Source organism: Streptomyces sp. P9-2 (assembly GCF_051903975.1).
Classification (GTDB): Bacteria; Actinomycetota; Actinomycetes; order Streptomycetales; family Streptomycetaceae; genus Streptomyces; species Streptomyces cellulosae.
On record NZ_CP192633.1, the window covers coordinates 2,738,952 to 2,754,798 of the forward strand.

The 15,847-nt window shown below is 72.4% G+C and carries 11 protein-coding genes; 10 read left to right on the plus strand and 1 reads right to left on the minus strand.

The features are described from left to right. The first annotated feature begins 61 nt into the window (after nucleotides 1-61). The 8 genes from leuS (at nucleotide 62) to holA (ending at nucleotide 11,090) form a co-directional block, all read left to right on the plus strand. A complete protein-coding gene (gene leuS, locus ACQY0Z_RS12660; RefSeq protein WP_439812275.1) occupies nucleotides 62-2,929 on the plus strand; it encodes a leucine--tRNA ligase in 2,868 nt (955 codons plus the stop codon). Nucleotides 2,930-3,114: 185 nt separating this feature from the next. Continuing rightward, nucleotides 3,115-3,867, plus strand: a complete 753-nt coding sequence (locus ACQY0Z_RS12665) for a hypothetical protein (protein ID WP_189906512.1) — start codon at nucleotides 3,115-3,117, stop codon at nucleotides 3,865-3,867. A 94-nt stretch (nucleotides 3,868-3,961) separates the two neighbouring features. Continuing rightward, complete coding sequence (locus tag ACQY0Z_RS12670) at nucleotides 3,962-4,807, plus strand: DegV family protein (protein WP_189906514.1); 846 nt, start codon at nucleotides 3,962-3,964, stop codon at nucleotides 4,805-4,807. A gap of 777 nt (nucleotides 4,808-5,584) precedes the next feature. Further along, the gene (locus ACQY0Z_RS12675; RefSeq protein WP_254587952.1) at nucleotides 5,585-6,325 is read left to right on the plus strand and encodes a helix-hairpin-helix domain-containing protein; all 741 of its coding nucleotides are present in this window, start codon (nucleotides 5,585-5,587) and stop codon (nucleotides 6,323-6,325) included. Beyond that, nucleotides 6,322-8,841 (plus strand): ComEC/Rec2 family competence protein, encoded by a 2,520-nt coding sequence (locus ACQY0Z_RS12680; RefSeq protein ID WP_439812276.1) that lies wholly within the window; start codon nucleotides 6,322-6,324, stop codon nucleotides 8,839-8,841. The genes ACQY0Z_RS12675 and ACQY0Z_RS12680 overlap by 4 nt, the downstream gene beginning before the upstream one ends. A 4-nt stretch (nucleotides 8,842-8,845) precedes the next feature. After that, nucleotides 8,846-9,772 (plus strand): arylamine N-acetyltransferase family protein, encoded by a 927-nt coding sequence (locus ACQY0Z_RS12685; protein WP_439812277.1) that lies wholly within the window; start codon nucleotides 8,846-8,848, stop codon nucleotides 9,770-9,772. A gap of 23 nt (nucleotides 9,773-9,795) precedes the next feature. Further along, on the plus strand, nucleotides 9,796-10,041 hold the full coding sequence (locus ACQY0Z_RS12690; protein ID WP_189901848.1) for a hypothetical protein: 246 nt from the start codon (nucleotides 9,796-9,798) through the stop codon (nucleotides 10,039-10,041). Nucleotides 10,042-10,100: 59 nt separating this feature from the next. Then, nucleotides 10,101-11,090 (plus strand): DNA polymerase III subunit delta, encoded by a 990-nt coding sequence (gene holA, locus ACQY0Z_RS12695; protein ID WP_189901847.1) that lies wholly within the window; start codon nucleotides 10,101-10,103, stop codon nucleotides 11,088-11,090. Between the two features lie 191 nt (nucleotides 11,091-11,281). Here holA and rpsT read toward each other — a convergent pair whose 3' ends face one another. Then, a complete protein-coding gene (gene rpsT / locus ACQY0Z_RS12700) occupies nucleotides 11,282-11,548 on the minus strand; it encodes a 30S ribosomal protein S20 (protein WP_019523131.1) in 267 nt (88 codons plus the stop codon). A 251-nt stretch (nucleotides 11,549-11,799) separates the two neighbouring features. Here rpsT and lepA point away from each other — a divergent pair, with 251 nt between their 5' ends. Together lepA and ACQY0Z_RS12710 are read left to right on the plus strand one after the other, a co-directional pair. Continuing rightward, nucleotides 11,800-13,668, plus strand: coding sequence for a translation elongation factor 4 (gene lepA, locus ACQY0Z_RS12705; protein ID WP_189901846.1), 1,869 nt, complete (start codon nucleotides 11,800-11,802; stop codon nucleotides 13,666-13,668). Nucleotides 13,669-13,913: 245 nt separating this feature from the next. After that, the gene (locus ACQY0Z_RS12710; protein ID WP_439812278.1) at nucleotides 13,914-15,788 is read left to right on the plus strand and encodes an AMP-dependent synthetase/ligase; all 1,875 of its coding nucleotides are present in this window, start codon (nucleotides 13,914-13,916) and stop codon (nucleotides 15,786-15,788) included. Nucleotides 15,789-15,847 lie beyond the last annotated feature (59 nt).

Consider the following 15,847-nt stretch of genomic DNA (forward strand, 5'->3'; position numbering starts at 1 on the left):
TTTTTTCATTTCCAGGAAGTCGCAGCAGCAGGCAGAGACGATCGATGGAGCTTTGAGGATCATGAGCGAGACGAACCCCGCAGCCGCGGAGGCCGCGCCGCACCGCTACACGGCCGCCCTGGCCGCCGAGATCGAGGCACGCTGGCAGGACTTCTGGGACGCCGAGGGCACGTACGCGGCGCCCAACCCCAAGGGCGACCTGGCGGGCGACCCCGAGGTGGTCGCGCGGCCGAAGAAGTTCATCATGGACATGTTCCCGTACCCCTCGGGCGCGGGCCTGCACGTCGGACACCCCCTGGGCTACATCGCCACCGACGTCTACGCCCGCTTCCAGCGCATGACCGGGCACAACGTCCTGCACACCCTGGGCTTCGACGCCTTCGGCCTGCCCGCCGAGCAGTACGCGGTGCAGACCGGCACGCACCCCCGCGTGTCCACCGAGGCCAACATCAAGAACATGCAGGTCCAGCTGCGCCGGCTGGGCCTGGGCCACGACAAGCGCCGGTCGTTCGCCACGATCGACCCGGACTACTACAAGTGGACCCAGTGGATCTTCCTGCAGATCTTCAACTCCTGGTACGACCAGGACGCGCAGAAGGCCCGCCCGATCTCCGAGCTGGTCGCGCAGTTCGAGTCCGGTGAGCGCCCCGTCCCCGGCGGCCGCTCCTGGAGCGAGCTGAGCTCCGTCGAGCGCGCCGACCTGCTGAGCGAGTACCGCCTGGCCTACGCCTCCGACGCGCCCGTCAACTGGTGCCCCGGTCTGGGCACCGTGCTGGCCAACGAGGAGGTCACCGCCGACGGCCGCTCCGAGCGCGGCAACTTCCCCGTCTTCAAGGCCAAGCTGCGCCAGTGGAACATGCGCATCACGGCCTACGCCGACCGGCTGCTGGACGACCTGGACGCCCTGGACTGGCCCGAGGCGATCAAGCTGCAGCAGCGCAACTGGATCGGCCGCTCCGAGGGCGCCCGCGTCGACTTCCCCATCGACGGCGAGAAGATCACCGTCTTCACGACCCGCCCCGACACCCTGTTCGGCGCCACCTACATGGTGCTGGCGCCCGAGCACCCGCTGGTCGAGAAGTTCACCCCGGACGCCTGGCCCGAGGGCACCCACGAGGTGTGGACCGGCGGCCACGCCACGCCCGCCGAGGCCGTCGCCGCCTACCGCGCCCAGGCAGCCTCGAAGTCCGACGTCGAGCGGCAGGCCGAGGCCAAGGACAAGACCGGCGTCTTCACCGGCGCCTACGCGACCAACCCGGTCAACGGGCAGAAGGTGCCCGTCTTCATCGCCGACTACGTCCTGATGGGCTACGGCACCGGCGCGATCATGGCCGTCCCCGGCCACGACACCCGCGACTTCGCGTTCGCCCGCGCCTTCGAACTGCCGATCGTGTGCGTGGTCGAGCCGACCGACGGCCGCGGCACCGACCCCGCCACGTGGGACGACGCCTTCGTCTCCCACGACGCGAAGATCGTCAACTCCTCCGGCGAGCACGTCTCCCTGGACGGCCTGAACGTCACCGAGGCCAAGGCCCGCATCACCGAGTGGCTGGAGCGCGAGGGCCACGGCGAGGGCACCGTCAACTTCCGCCTGCGCGACTGGCTGTTCAGCCGCCAGCGCTACTGGGGCGAGCCCTTCCCGATCGTCTACGACGAGGACGGCGTCGCCCACGCGCTGCCCGAGTCGATGCTGCCGCTGGAGCTGCCCGAGGTCGACGACTACAGCCCGCGCACCTTCGACCCGGACGACGCCGACACCCAGCCCGAGACGCCCCTGTCCCGCAACGAGGACTGGGTCAACGTCACCCTGGACCTGGGAGACGGCCCGAAGAAGTACCGCCGCGAGACCAACACCATGCCCAACTGGGCCGGTTCCTGCTGGTACGAGCTGCGCTACCTGGACCCGCACAACTCCGAGAAGCTGGTCGACCCGGAGATCGAGCGGTACTGGATGGGCCCGCGCGAGGGCATGCCGCACGGCGGCGTCGACCTGTACGTCGGCGGCGCCGAGCACGCCGTGCTGCACCTGCTGTACGCCCGCTTCTGGTCCAAGGTCCTGTACGACCTGGGGCACATCTCCTCCGCGGAGCCGTTCCACAAGCTGTTCAACCAGGGCATGATCCAGGCCTACGTCTACCGCGACAGCCGCGGCATCGCCGTGCCGGCCGCCGAGGTGGAGGAGCGCGACGGCGGCTACTGGTACCAGGGCGAGCGCGTCACCCGCCTGCTGGGCAAGATGGGCAAGTCCCTGAAGAACGCGGTCACCCCGGACGAGATCTGCGCCGAGTACGGCGCCGACACGCTGCGCCTGTACGAGATGGCCATGGGCCCGCTGGACGTCTCCCGCCCGTGGGACACCCGCGCGGTCGTCGGCCAGTTCCGCCTGCTGCAGCGGCTGTGGCGCAACATCGTCGACGAGGCGACCGGCGAGGTGACCGTCGTCGACACCGACGACGTCGACGAGGACACCCTGCGCGCCCTGCACAAGGCGATCGACGGCGTGCGCGGCGACCTGGAGGGCATGCGCTTCAACACCGCCATCGCCAAGGTCACCGAGCTGAACAACCACCTGACCAAGCGGGGCGGCCCGCTGCCCCGGTCGGTCGCGGAGCCGCTGGTGCTGCTGGTCGCGCCGCTGGCCCCGCACATCGCCGAGGAGCTGTGGCGCAAGCTGGGCCACACCGACTCCGTGGTGCACCAGGACTTCCCGGTCGCCGACCCGGCGTACGTGGTGGACGAGACCGTCACCTGCGTGGTCCAGATCAAGGGCAAGGTGAAGGCGCGGCTGGAGGTGTCCCCGGGCATCTCCGAGGACGAGCTGGAGAAGACCGCGCTGGCCGACGAGCGGGTGGTCGCGGCGCTGGACGGCGCCGGCATCCGGAAGGTGATCGTGCGGGCGCCGAAGCTGGTGAACATCGTTCCGGCCTGACGCTTGCCGGTCCGGCCGTCACCGGTCCGGTCATGGCCCGGCCTGACCCTTACGGGTAGCGGCCGGGTCGTCTGCGGGCAGGTTCGGGGTTCCGCCGGAACTCCGGGCCTGCCCGTTGCGTTTACCGTGGAAGAGCGGCACGACATGTGCCGGGACAGGCCGGACGTGCCCTGAGGAGGAGCCTCGTGGAAGCGGTGTTCGCAGTGATCGCGCTGCTTTTCGTGCTCTTCGTGGCCCTGGGCGTGTACGCCACGGTGAAGGTCGTCGGCGCCGCCAAGCGCAGCGCGGACCGCCACATCCACCAGGCCCGCCGCACGGTCGAGGACCACACCCTGCGCGCCAAGGCGTTCGCGCAGACCGGCCCGGCCGGTGAGATCGCCCAGCTCCGGCTGAAGCTGCGCACCTCGATGCGCGCCACGCAGGACGCCCTGGAGGCGGTCGCCGCCGAGGACGGCTCGGTGAAGGAGTCACTGTCCCTCTTCCAGCGTCTCAGTGCGCACGGCCATGAGCTGGACGCCGAACTGCGCCGTCTGGAGGGCGAGCCGGACCGCGCCACGCTGTCCGCGCGCCTGCCCGACCTGCGCGAGCGCACCGAGCGCATCACCAGCTCCGCCGACTCCCTGCGCTGGGCCACCCGCGACCGCGCCCGCCGCTTCGCGGACGACGACCTCGACTCGCTGAGCGCGCAGATCGACATGGAGGCCGGCGCCCTGCGGCACTGGACCACCACGGACCAGCCGTCCACGCCCGCACCCCCGCGCTGGCCGGAGGCCCCGGCCGCCGACGCCGCCGGATCCGGCCAGACCTGGCCGGACACCGCCCGGCAGGAGGCGGAGCCGCGGCAGGGCGACGACCAGGAGCGGCCCGCCATCGCCCCGGCCGCCCCGCGCCCCACCTACCCCTGGCAGAAGAAGCCGCGCCCCGAATCCACCACGTGACCACCGCCTGAGCGGTACTGATCGTCCCGCGGCGGACGACGCCCCCACGGGCCCGGGCTGCCGCACGGCCGCCATGGCAGGTAACCTCCAGCTCATGTCCCGCCATGTCGCGATCGTCACCGATTCAACGGCCTACCTTCCGGCCCGGACGATGGAGCGGCACGGCATCACGGCGGTACCCCTGACCGTGGTGCTGGGGGACCGCGCCCTCGAGGAGGGCACCGAGATCTCCACCCGCTCCCTCGCCCAGGCTTTGCAGAAGCGGCGACCGGTCACGACGTCCCGCCCCAGCCCGGAGCTGTTCGCGGAGACCTACCGCAGGGTCGCCGAGTCCGGCGCGACCGGCATCGTCTCCCTCCATCTCTCCGCGGAGCTGTCCGGCACCTACGACGCGGCGGTCCTCGCGGCCCGCGAGGCGCCGGTGCCGGTCCGCGTGGTCGACACCGGCATGATCGCGATGGCGCTCGGCTTCTGCGCGCTGGCGGCCGCGGAGACGGCGGAGGCGGGCGGCACGGTGGACGAGGCGGTCACCGCGGCGGAGAAGCGGGCGGCGGGCACCTCGGCCTACTTCTACGTGGACACGCTCGACTATCTGCGCCGGGGCGGCCGGATCGGCGCGGCGCAGGCCCTGCTGGGTTCCGCCCTCGCCGTGAAGCCGCTGCTGCAACTGGCCGGCGGGCGTATCGAACCGCTGGAGAAGGTGCGGACGGCGTCCAAGGCGATCGCCCGCCTGGAGGAGATCGCGGCGGACCGCGCGGGAGGCGCGGAGGTGGACGTCGCCGTCCACCATCTCGCCGCCCCGGAACGCGCCTCGGCGCTGGCCGACCGGCTTCGCACCCGGCTGCCGGGACTGTCCGAGCTGCATGTCAGCGAGGTGGGCGCGGTGATCGGGGCGCATACGGGGCCGGGGTTGTTGGGGGTCGTGGTTTCGGCCCGGTGAGGGGCGGGCCGGGGCTCGGGTGGGGCAGGGCCCCTCGATCGGGTGACGGAGTTTTCCACAACTGGGTGCTCGTCCACGGGTTTTGACCATGATCATCGCGAGGGTGCGGTTGTGCCCGACCCTCGTCGCATGGCACTTCGATCACAGACACGTACCGCTGTTCCGACGAGTGGTCCGGGGCGTGGGCCCCTGTCCGACGGCCGCATGTCCCACGCCCGTCACCGTCACCGCAGGGGGCGCCCGAGCAGGGCGCGTGCGTGGGGGCGGGACGGGGACCGTCAGGATCCGGGGGAGGAGATTCGGCGGCGGGCCGAGACGCTGTTCGGCGGGGAGTCCGGGGAGTCCGGGGAGTCCGGGGAGTCCGGGGAGTCCGGGGAGCCCGTGGTGCGCGGGGAGCGGGCGGTGCGGAGGGCACCCAGCTGGGCGCGGCCGGAGTTGGGAGCGGGTCGCGCGTTAGCGGGTGTGAAGGGTGGGGTGCCGTCTTCACGGCGGCGTTGCCGGGTCGTGGTGGTGGACCGTCAGGGGGTCGCGGGGCACGCCCTGCTGACGAGGCCCCGGGTGGCTGCTGGGCGGCGACGGGACTCGGCGGCGGACCGGACGCTGGAGTTGAGGCGGCTGCCGGACCGCGCGGATGCGGCTGCCCGTCCGGGGCGGTTCCTCGGGTTCGGGCCGGAGGGTGAGGAGCCGGCGACCTACCCTGTGCGGCTGCCCGCCGGGCGCCCTGGCCGCAGTGAGCGCGGCTTGCCGGACCCGGAGGACCGAGAGACGCCCGAAGCAGTGCCCGAACCGCCCCCGGCGTCTCCGTCCGGGCGGCTTCTCGGCCCCGCGCTGCGGGAGCGGCTGCCGCTGTGGGTGCAGGCCCGGTGCGGGCTGGAGCGGCGCAGTGTCGTGGCGCTGTCCGCGCTCCTTGCGCTCGCCCTGGTGTTCGCCGTGCAGCACTTCTGGACCGGGCGCACCCAGCCGGTGCGGGCGCCGGAGGTGGTGCGGGCGGCACCCGCGGCGCAAGGGAAGGGCGTGGACCCCGGAGGAGATCCCCCGGGCGCTCCGGGAACCTTCGGGCAGGCAGGCGGCTCGGCGGCTCCCGAGATCGTGGTCGACGTCAGCGGCAAGGTGCGGGACCCGGGCGTCCACCGGCTGCCCGCGGGCTCACGGGTCGAGGACGCGCTGAAGGCGGCGGGCGGGGTGCGGCCCGGCACGAAGACGGGCGGCCTCAACCGCGCCCGGTTCCTCGTGGACGGCGAGCAGTTGGTGGTGGGCGGCCCGGCTTCGGCCGCAGCGGCGGCTCCGGCAGCCCCGGCAGGCACGGGAACGGCGTCCGGTCCCACGGCCCCCGTCTCCCTGAACACCGCCACCATCGACCAGCTCGACACCCTCCCCGGTGTCGGCCCGGTCCTGGCCCAGCACATCGTCGACTACCGCACCCGCAACGGCGGTTTCCGTTCGGTGGACGAGCTGCGGGAGGTCAACGGCATCGGCGACCGCCGCTTCGCCGACCTACGGGACCTCGTCCGGCCATGAGCACCCTCACCCGCATCGACCCCGAAGCCTCGGCTGACCAGCCGGGCGCCTCCCGTCCCCGGCATGAGGGACCGACCGACCTCCGGCTGGTCCCGCCCGCCCTCGCCGCATGGGCCACGGCGGCGGTGATGCTCCACGCCCCTCCGGGCTGGGCCGTGACCACCGTGGCCGTCTCGGTCCTGGTCGCCGTCGCGCTGTTCCTGGCGCGCCGACGCCTCACGGTGCGGGTGCCCGTGACCGCGCACGCCGTCGCGGCCACCCTGCTGTGTGTCGCGGCGGCCGCCGGTTCGGCAGGCCTGCACGGCGCGGACGTCCGACGCGGTCCCGTGCCCGAGCTGGCCCAGGAGTACGCGCGAGTGGTCGCGGAGGTGGAGGTCACCGCCGACCCACGGCTCACCCGGCCCCGGGTCAGCGGCAACCGGATGGCTCCGGTTTCGGTGCTGGTCGAGGCCGAGGTGCGGCGCGTGGAGAGGGCCGGAACGACGACCCGTGCCACGCGGGCCCCGGTCCTGCTGATCGTCGACCCGGGCGACGAGGAACGGACCACCACAGCCACCGCGGCTGACCACCAGGGCTCGCCCTGGCTGACCCTGCTCCCCTCCACCCGGCTCAGGGTCGAGGCGGGGCTCGCGCCGGCGCGGGAGGGCGGCGACCGGTTCGCGGCGGTGCTGCGGGTGGACGGCCGCGACGGTCCAGAGACCGTAGCCGGACCCTCAGCCCCGCAGCGGCTCGCGGGACGGCTGCGCGACGGACTGCGCGAGGCGACCGAGGATCTGCCGGAGGACGCGCGTGCGCTGCTCCCGGGGCTGGTGGTCGGGGACACCTCGCGGGTGACGCCGGAGCTGGACCAGGCGTTCCGGGAGACCGACCTCACCCACACCCTCGCCGTCTCCGGGGCGAACTTCACCATCCTGCTCGCCCTGCTCCTCGGTCCGCCGGGGATGGCGCAACGGGCCGAGCGGCGCGGGCTCGCGCCCCGCCTCGGCATCTCGCTGCGGACCACGGCGGTGCTGGGCGGGGTGCTCTCCCTGGCGTTCGTCGTCGTGTGCCGGCCCGACCCGAGCGTGCTGCGTGCCGCCGCCTGCGGTTCCGTGGCGCTGCTCGCGCTCGCCACCGGCCGCCGCAGATCCCTCGTCCCGGCCCTGGCCACGGCAGTCCTGCTCCTGGTGCTTTACGACCCATGGCTGGCCCGCAGTTACGGCTTTCTCCTCTCCGTGCTGGCGACCGGCGCGCTGCTCACCCTCGCCCCGCGCTGGAGCGAGGCGCTGCGCCGGCACGGGATGCCGCCCCGGATCGCGGAGGCGCTCGCCGCCGCCGGTGCCGCGCAGGCGCTGTGCGCCCCGGTGGTCGCCGTGCTGTCGGCCCGGGTGAGCCTGGTGGCGATCCCCTGCAACCTGCTCGCCGAGGCCGCGCTCGCCCCCGCGACCGTGCTCGGCTTCCTCGCCCTGGCCACCGCGCCGATCGCGATGCCGTTGGCCGAGGCGGTGGCGTGGTGCGCGGGTTGGCCCGCCGGGTGGATCGCGCGGGTCGCCCGGACCGGTGCGGCGATGCCGGGCGCCGGGGTGGACTGGCCGGGGAGCTGGACGGGCGCGGCGGCCCTCGGCGCGGTCACGCTCGCCGTGCTGCTCGTGGGGCGCCGGCTGCTGCGGCACCCCTGGTGGTGCGCCGCCTGCGCGTTGCTGCTGGCGCTGGTGGTGGTGCAGCCCCGGCCGCTGGTGCGCACGATCACGGGCTGGCCGCCTCCCGACTGGCGGATGGTGATGTGCGACGTGGGGCAGGGAGACGCGCTGGTGCTGGCGGCGGGGGAGGGCGCCGGGGTGGTCGTGGACGCCGGACCCGACCCGGAGCCGGTCGACCGCTGCCTGCGCTCCCTCGGCGTCACCCGGATCCCGCTCGTCGTCCTCACCCACTTCCACGCCGACCATGTGGCCGGGCTGAGCGGGGTGCTGCGCGGGCGCGAGGTGGGCGGCATCGGGACCACGGGCCTGGAGGAGCCGGCCGACCAGGCGGCGGCCGTCCGAAGAGCGGCGGCCGCGGCGGGCGTCCCGGTCACACGTGTCGTCGCGGGGGAGCGGCGCCGGGCGGGTGACCTGTCCTGGGAGGTCGTGTGGCCGCCGCCCGGAGGCCACCCGGCGGTGGAGGGGGCGAACGACGCCAGCGTGGCCATGCTGGTCCGCACCGGCGGTCTGCGCCTGCTCCTCCTCGGCGACCTGGAGCCCCCGGCCCAGCGCGCCCTGGCCCGCTCACCCGAGGCGCGGCAGCTGGCCGGCGTCGACGTCCTCAAGGTCGCCCACCACGGCTCGGCGTACCAGGACCCGGGTCTGGTGCGCCTCGCCGCGCCGCGCCTGGCGCTGATCAGCACCGGCGAGGACAACTCCTACGGCCACCCGGCCCCGGGGACGGTGGACGCGCTGCGGGCCGGCGGAGCGGCGGTGCTGCGGACCGACCGGGACGGGGCGCTGGCGGTCGTTTCCGGGACGGGCGGGGACGGGGAGCTGGAGGTGGCGCGACACTGAGACCATGACCGACGGGACCGACGCCGCGACGACCGACGCCGCGACGACCGACGCCGCGACGACCGACGCCGCGACGACCGACGCCGCGACGACCGACGCCGCGACGACCGACGCCTATCTGCGCCGCCTGGGGGTGGAGCGGCCCGCCCGGCCCACGCCGGACGCGCTGCGGGAGCTGCATCTGCGCCATCTGCGGACCGTGCCGTTCGAGAACCTGTCCGTGCATCTCGGCGAGGAGATCGTGCTGGACGAGAAGCGGCTGCTGGACAAGGTGGTGGAGGCCGGGCGCGGCGGGTTCTGCTACGAACTCAACGGCGCCTTCGGTGCGTTGCTGACCGCCCTCGGCTACGACGTCACCTTGCTCGCCGCACGGGTGTACGGGGAGGGCGGACGCCTGGGCATCCCGTACGACCATCTCGCGCTGCGGGTGCGGACGGAGCACGGCGGCGACTGGCTGGCGGACGTCGGCTTCGGCTCGCACTTCCATCTGCCGCTCGCCTTCGGGGAGCGAGGGGAGCAGCGTGACTCGGCGGGCGTCTTCCGGATCGCGGAGGCCGAGCCGGACGCGGCCGGGGTGCGCGGCGGTCACGGGGCGGCGGACGCGGCGGACCTGGACGTGCTGCGCGACGGGCGGCCGGTGTACCGGCTGGAGACACGGCCCAGGGCGCTCGCCGACTTCACGGCGGGAGCCTGGTGGCACCGCACCTCGCCGCACTCCCACTTCACCCGGTCGCTGGTGTGCTCGCGGGTCACCGAGGACGGCGGGCGGATCACGCTCAGCGGCCGGCGGCTGACCCTCACGGCTCCCGACGGCACACGGCAGGAGCGGGAGGCAGGGTCGGACGCGGAGGTGCTGGGGATCTACCGGGACGAGTTCGGGATCACGCTCGACGCGGCGCCGGCGGTGCGGGGCGGCGGGACGGACGGCTGACCCCGTACCGGACAATGAGCCGTGTGAGTGATGTGCGACATGTGCTGGTGCTGCCCGACCGGGACGCGGCCGAGGAGGTGGCCGAGGCGCTGGAGGAGCGCTTCGGCGTGGACGAGGAGCCGCGGCTCGTGCGGGACGCCCTCGCGGGGGAGGACGACGCGGAGGACGCGCAGTGGCTCGTGCTGCTGCGGGACGAGGCGGGCCGGCTGGACCCCGGCGAGCTGAACGAGTTCCTCGCCGGGTGGGACGGCTGGCGCGAGGAGCCGTAACGGCCTCCGCACGAGCGGCCGGGCCGGGTTGTCGGTGGCCCGTGGGATGCTTGTCGGCGATGGCCAGGAAGAACGCATCCGACGACCCTCTCGCCCCCGTGACGCTCGCCGTGGGCCAGGAGGAGCTGCTGCTCGACCGCGCCGTGCGGGAGGTGGTGGCGGCCGCGAAGGCCTCCGACGCCGACACGGACGTACGCGACCTGACCCCGGACCAGCTCCAGCCGGGCACCCTCGCCGAGCTGGTCAGCCCCTCGCTGTTCGCCGAGCGCAAGGTCGTCGTCGTGCGCAACGCGCAGGACCTGTCGGCCGACACCGTCAAGGACGTCAAGACGTACCTGTCCTCGCCCGCCGAGGAGATCACCCTCGTGCTGCTGCACGCGGGCGGCGCCAAGGGCAAGGGGCTGCTGGACGCGGCGCGCAAGGCGGGCGCGCGCGAGGTGGCCTGCCCGAAGATGACCAAGCCGGCGGACCGGCTGGCGTTCGTGCGCAACGAGTTCCGGACGGCGGGGCGTTCGGCGACGCCCGAGGCGTGCCAGGCGCTCGTCGACGCCATCGGCAGCGACCTGCGCGAGCTGGCCTCCGCGGTCACGCAGCTCGTCGCGGACGTCGAGGGCACCATCGACGAGGCCGTCGTCGGCCGCTACTACACCGGGCGGGCCGAGGCGTCGAGCTTCACGGTCGCCGACCGGGCCGTCGAGGGACGCACGGCGGAGGCCCTGGAGGCGCTGCGCTGGTCGCTGTCGACGGGCGTGGCCCCCGTGCTGATCACCAGCGCGCTCGCGCAGGGCGTCCGCGCCATCGGCAAGCTGTCCTCGGCGCGCGGCGGCCGCCCCGCCGACCTGGCGCGTGAGCTGGGCATGCCCCCCTGGAAGATCGACCGCGTGCGCCAGCAGATGCGCGGCTGGACCCCGGACGGCGTCGCCGTGGCGCTGCGCGCGGTCGCCGAGGCCGACGCGGGCGTGAAGGGCGGCGGGGACGACCCGGAGTACGCCCTGGAGAAGGCGGTCGTCACCATCGCCCGCGCGGCCCGCTCCCGCGGCCGGGCGTAGCCCTCGTAGACGTACATGCCGAAGGCCCCGCCTCCCGCCCTGGGGAAGGGCGGGGGACGGGGCCTCCGGATGAAGCTGTCGAGCCCGTACCCGCGTGGCGAACGCAGGCCGCGTACGGGCTCGGGGGTGTCGGCCGGGGGCGGATGAGAGAGGGCCCGCCCGGGTCCCGCCGACGGTCAGATCAGGGTGGTTCAGCCCTTGACGGACGCGACCTTGCGAGCCAGCGCCGACTTCTTGTTGGCGGCCTGGTTCTTGTGGATGACGCCCTTCGAGACGGCCTTGTCGAGCTGGCGCGCAGCGGCGCGCTGGTACTCGGTGGCCTTCTCGGCGTCACCCGCGGCGGCGGCCTCGCGGGCCTTGCGGATCGCGGTCTTCAGAGAGGACTTGACGGCCTTGTTGCGCAGCCGGGCCTTCTCGTTGGTCTTGTTCCGCTTGATCTGGGACTTGATGTTCGCCACGAATGAGCCTCTACAGGTTCTGGCACGGGCCGTACGCTGACGCACGGCTTCGCACCGGGTGATTTCTTGGGGTGTGCCTCGCGCTGAGAGGGCATGAGACACAGCCCCCCACACTACCAGCGGGCCATTCCGTGGCCCAAACCCGTCCCAGGTCGCCACCCGTGGGACCATGGAAGCTACGTATCGATCCGACCCGAGACCGCAGACGGACAAGCACACGTATGCGGACGCCTCAAGAATCAGGACCCTGCGTGCCCGCGATCCCTAGCCATGTGCCCGAGCCGAGCCGTACCGACCCGGCGCTGATCCGCAATTTCTGCATCATCGCGCACATCGACCACGGCAAGTCCACGCTCGCCGACCGGATGCTCCAGCTGACCGGTGTGGTCGAGCAGCGGCAGATGCGCGCTCAGTACCTCGACCGCATGGACATCGAGCGCGAGCGCGGCATCACGATCAAGTCCCAGGCGGTGCGTCTGCCGTGGGCCCCGACCCACGACAAGAGCAAGACGCACATCCTCAACATGATCGACACCCCGGGGCACGTCGACTTCACGTACGAGGTCTCCCGGTCGCTCGCCGCGTGCGAGGGGACCATCCTCCTGGTCGACGCCGCCCAGGGCATCGAGGCGCAGACCCTCGCCAACCTGTACCTGGCGATGGAGAACGACCTCACGATCATCCCGGTGCTGAACAAGATCGACCTGCCGGCCGCGCAGCCGGAGAAGTTCGCCGAGGAGCTGGCGAACCTGGTCGGCTGCGACCCGGACGACGTGCTGAAGGTGTCCGCGAAGACCGGCCTCGGCGTCGAGGCGCTGCTGGACCGCGTGGTCGCCGACATCCCGGCCCCGGTCGGCGTCGCGGACGCCCCCGCCCGCGCGATGATCTTCGACTCGGTCTACGACTCCTACCGCGGTGTCGTCACCTACGTCCGTGTCATCGACGGCCAGCTCAACAAGCGCGAGCGCATCAAGATGATGTCCACCGGCGCCACCCACGAGCTGCTGGAGATCGGCACCAACTCGCCGGAGATGCTGGCCGCGGACGGCCTCGGCGTCGGCGAGGTGGGCTACCTGATCACGGGTGTGAAGGACGTCCGCCAGTCGAAGGTCGGTGACACCGTCACCAGCCAGTCCAAGGGCGCCACGGAGGCCCTCGGCGGCTACAAGGACCCCAAGCCGATGGTGTTCTCCGGGCTGTACCCGCTGGACGGCTCGGACTACCCGGAGCTGCGCGAGGCCCTCGACAAGCTCCAGCTCAACGACGCCGCCCTGGTGTACGAGCCGGAGACCTCCGCCGCGCTCGGCTTCGGCTTCCGCGTCGGCTTCCTCGGCCTGCTGCACCTGGACGTGATCCGCGAGCGGCTGGAGCGCGAGTTCGGCCTCGACCTGATCGCCACCGCCCCCAACGTGGTCTACCGCGTGGTCATGGAGGACGGGACCGAGCACACCGTCACCAACCCGAGCGAGTTCCCCGAGGGCAAGATCAGCGAGGTCTACGAGCCCGTCGTGCGGGCCACGATCCTCGCGCCCAGCGAGTTCATCGGCTCGATCATGGAGCTGTGCCAGAGCCGGCGCGGCGTCCTGCTCGGCATGGACTACCTCTCCGAGGACCGGGTGGAGATCCGCTACACCCTGCCGCTCGCGGAGATCGTCTTCGACTTCTTCGACCAGCTGAAGTCCAAGACCCGCGGCTACGCCTCCCTCGACTACGAGCCCACGGGCGAGCAGACGTCCAGCCTGGTCAAGGTGGACATCCTGCTGCACGGCGACAAGGTGGACGCGTTCTCCGCGATCACCCACAAGGACCAGGCGTACGCGTACGGCGTGCGGCTCGTCGCCAAGCTGAAGGAGCTGATCCCGCGGCAGGCGTTCGAGGTGCCCGTGCAGGCGGCCATCGGCTCCCGGGTGATCGCCCGCGAGACCATCCGCGCCATCCGCAAGGACGTCCTCGCCAAGTGCTACGGCGGTGACATCTCCCGTAAGCGGAAGCTGCTGGAGAAGCAGAAGGAAGGCAAGAAGCGGATGAAGATGGTGGGTTCCGTGGAGGTTCCCCAGGAGGCCTTCATCGCCGTCCTCTCCAGCGACGAGAACGCGGGATCCGGCAAGGCCAAGAAGTAGCCGCGGGTTACCGGGGGTCACTCCGCAAACCGGGCGAATCGGGGCCCGTCGCACGTCCGTGCGGCGGGCCCCGTACGTTCCTCGCGTGACTGTCTGTGTGAAGTTACAGGCCGTGGCCCCTTACGCAGTGGCCGGTCGACCTTTACTCTGTCCGTGCTCGATAGTTACTCGCGAGTTAAACAACGCTGCGAGGAAACCCCAGCCGCACTGAGCCAGCCGCACCGTCGCGGGCCCCGGAGGATGTCGTGAGCGACACACAGACACTGATCGAGAACCGTCCGCCGAGCGTGGCGACCCTCTTCCTGGAGCGTGTGGCGGCCACACCGGACGCCGAGGCCTACCGCTACCCGGTCCCACCGGCCTCAGGGGAGGGCCCGGACGACTGGAAGTCGCTGACCTGGGCCGAGGCCGCCGAACGCGTCCACGCGATCGCGGCCGGCCTGATCGAACTCGGCGTGCAGCCGGAGCAGCGGGTCGCCCTCGCGTCCGCCACCCGCGTCGAGTGGATCCTCACCGACCTCGGCATCCTCTGCGCCGGCGCCGCCACCACCACGATCTACCCGCAGACCAACGCCGAGGAGTCCGCGTACATCCTCTCCGACTCGCAGAGCCGGGTGCTGATCGCGGAGAACGCCGAGCAGGTCGCCAAGGCCGTCGAGAAGCGCGGCGAGCTGCCCGAGCTGACCCACGTGGTGGCGATCGACCCCGAGGGCGTCGACACCGACGACTTCGTCATCACCCTGGCCGAACTGGAGAAGCGCGGCGCCGCCCGCCTCCAGAAGGAGCCGGAGCTGATCAAGGAGCGGGTCGCGGCCCTCACCAAGGACCAGCTCGCCACCCTCATCTACACCTCCGGCACCACCGGCCGCCCCAAGGGCGTGCGCCTGCCGCACGACAACTGGGCGTACATGGCCAAGGCGATCGCCGCGACCGGCCTGGTCACCAGTGACGACGTGCAGTACCTGTGGCTGCCGCTGGCGCACGTCTTCGGCAAGGTGCTCACCTCCGGCCAGATCGAGGTCGGTCATGTCACCGCGGTCGACGGCCGCGTCGACAAGATCATCGAGAATCTGCCGGTGGTCCAGCCGACCTACATGGCCGCCGTTCCCCGCATCTTCGAGAAGGTCTACAACGGCGTCGCCGCCAAGGCGAAGGCCGGCGGGGGCGCCAAGTACAAGATCTTCCAGTGGGCCGCGGGCGTCGCCCGTGAGTACGCCAAGGTCACGCAGGACAACTTCCGCCGCACCGGCGCCGCGACCGCCCCGGCCGGACTGCGCGCCAAGCACGCCCTCGCCGACAAGCTCGTCTACGCCAAGATCCGCGAGGCGTTCGGCGGCCGGCTGCGCGCCTGCGTCTCCGGCTCGGCCGCCCTCGCCCCGGAGATCGGCTACTTCTTCTCCGGCGCCGGCATTCACATCCTGGAGGGCTACGGCCTCACCGAGTCCTCCGCGGCCTCCTTCGTGAACCCCGGCGAGGCCTACCGCACCGGCACCGTCGGCAAGCCGCTGCCCGGCACCGAGGTCCGCATCGCCGACGACGGCGAGATCCTGCTGCGCGGCCCCGGCATCATGCAGGGCTACCACAACCTCCCCGACAAGACCGCAGAGGTTCTGGAGGAGGACGGCTGGTTCCACACCGGCGACATCGGCGAGCTGTCCGCCGACGGCTATCTGCGCATCACCGACCGCAAGAAGGACCTGATCAAGACCTCCGGCGGCAAGTACATCGCGCCGGCCGAGGTCGAGGGCCAGTTCAAGGCGGTCTGCCCGTACGTCTCCAACATCCTGGTGCACGGCGCCGACCGGAACTACTGCACCGCCCTCATCGCGCTCGACGAGGCCGCCCTCACTGCCTGGGCGGCCGAGAACGGTCTGGGGGGCAAGCCGTACGCGGAGATCGTCGCGGCGCCCGCCACCGTCGAGATGGTCGACGGCTACGTCAAGCAGCTCAACGAGGGCCTGCAGCGCTGGCAGACCATCAAGAAGTTCCGCCTGCTGCCGCGCGACCTCGACGTGGAGCACGGCGAGATCACCCCGAGCCTGAAGCTCAAGCGCCCGGTGGTGGAGCGCGAGTACAAGCACCTCATCGAGGAGATGTACGAGGGCACGATCGAGAAGTGACGGACCGTTGGCCGGGAGGGCGCACGCCCTCCCGGCCGAAGCCGACCTTCCGCTTTTTG

What these genes read in the sequence shown, in the direction of transcription:
- ACQY0Z_RS12685 (WP_439812277.1), top strand. Translation starts at nt 8,846, where the DNA reads ATGACCGACGGGACCGACGCCGCGACGACCGACGCCGCGACGACCGAC.
- ACQY0Z_RS12670 (WP_189906514.1), top strand. Translation starts at nt 3,962, where the DNA reads ATGTCCCGCCATGTCGCGATCGTCACCGATTCAACGGCCTACCTTCCG.
- ACQY0Z_RS12680 (WP_439812276.1), top strand. Translation starts at nt 6,322, where the DNA reads ATGAGCACCCTCACCCGCATCGACCCCGAAGCCTCGGCTGACCAGCCG.
- leuS (WP_439812275.1), top strand. Translation starts at nt 62, where the DNA reads ATGAGCGAGACGAACCCCGCAGCCGCGGAGGCCGCGCCGCACCGCTAC.
- holA (WP_189901847.1), top strand. Translation starts at nt 10,101, where the DNA reads ATGGCCAGGAAGAACGCATCCGACGACCCTCTCGCCCCCGTGACGCTC.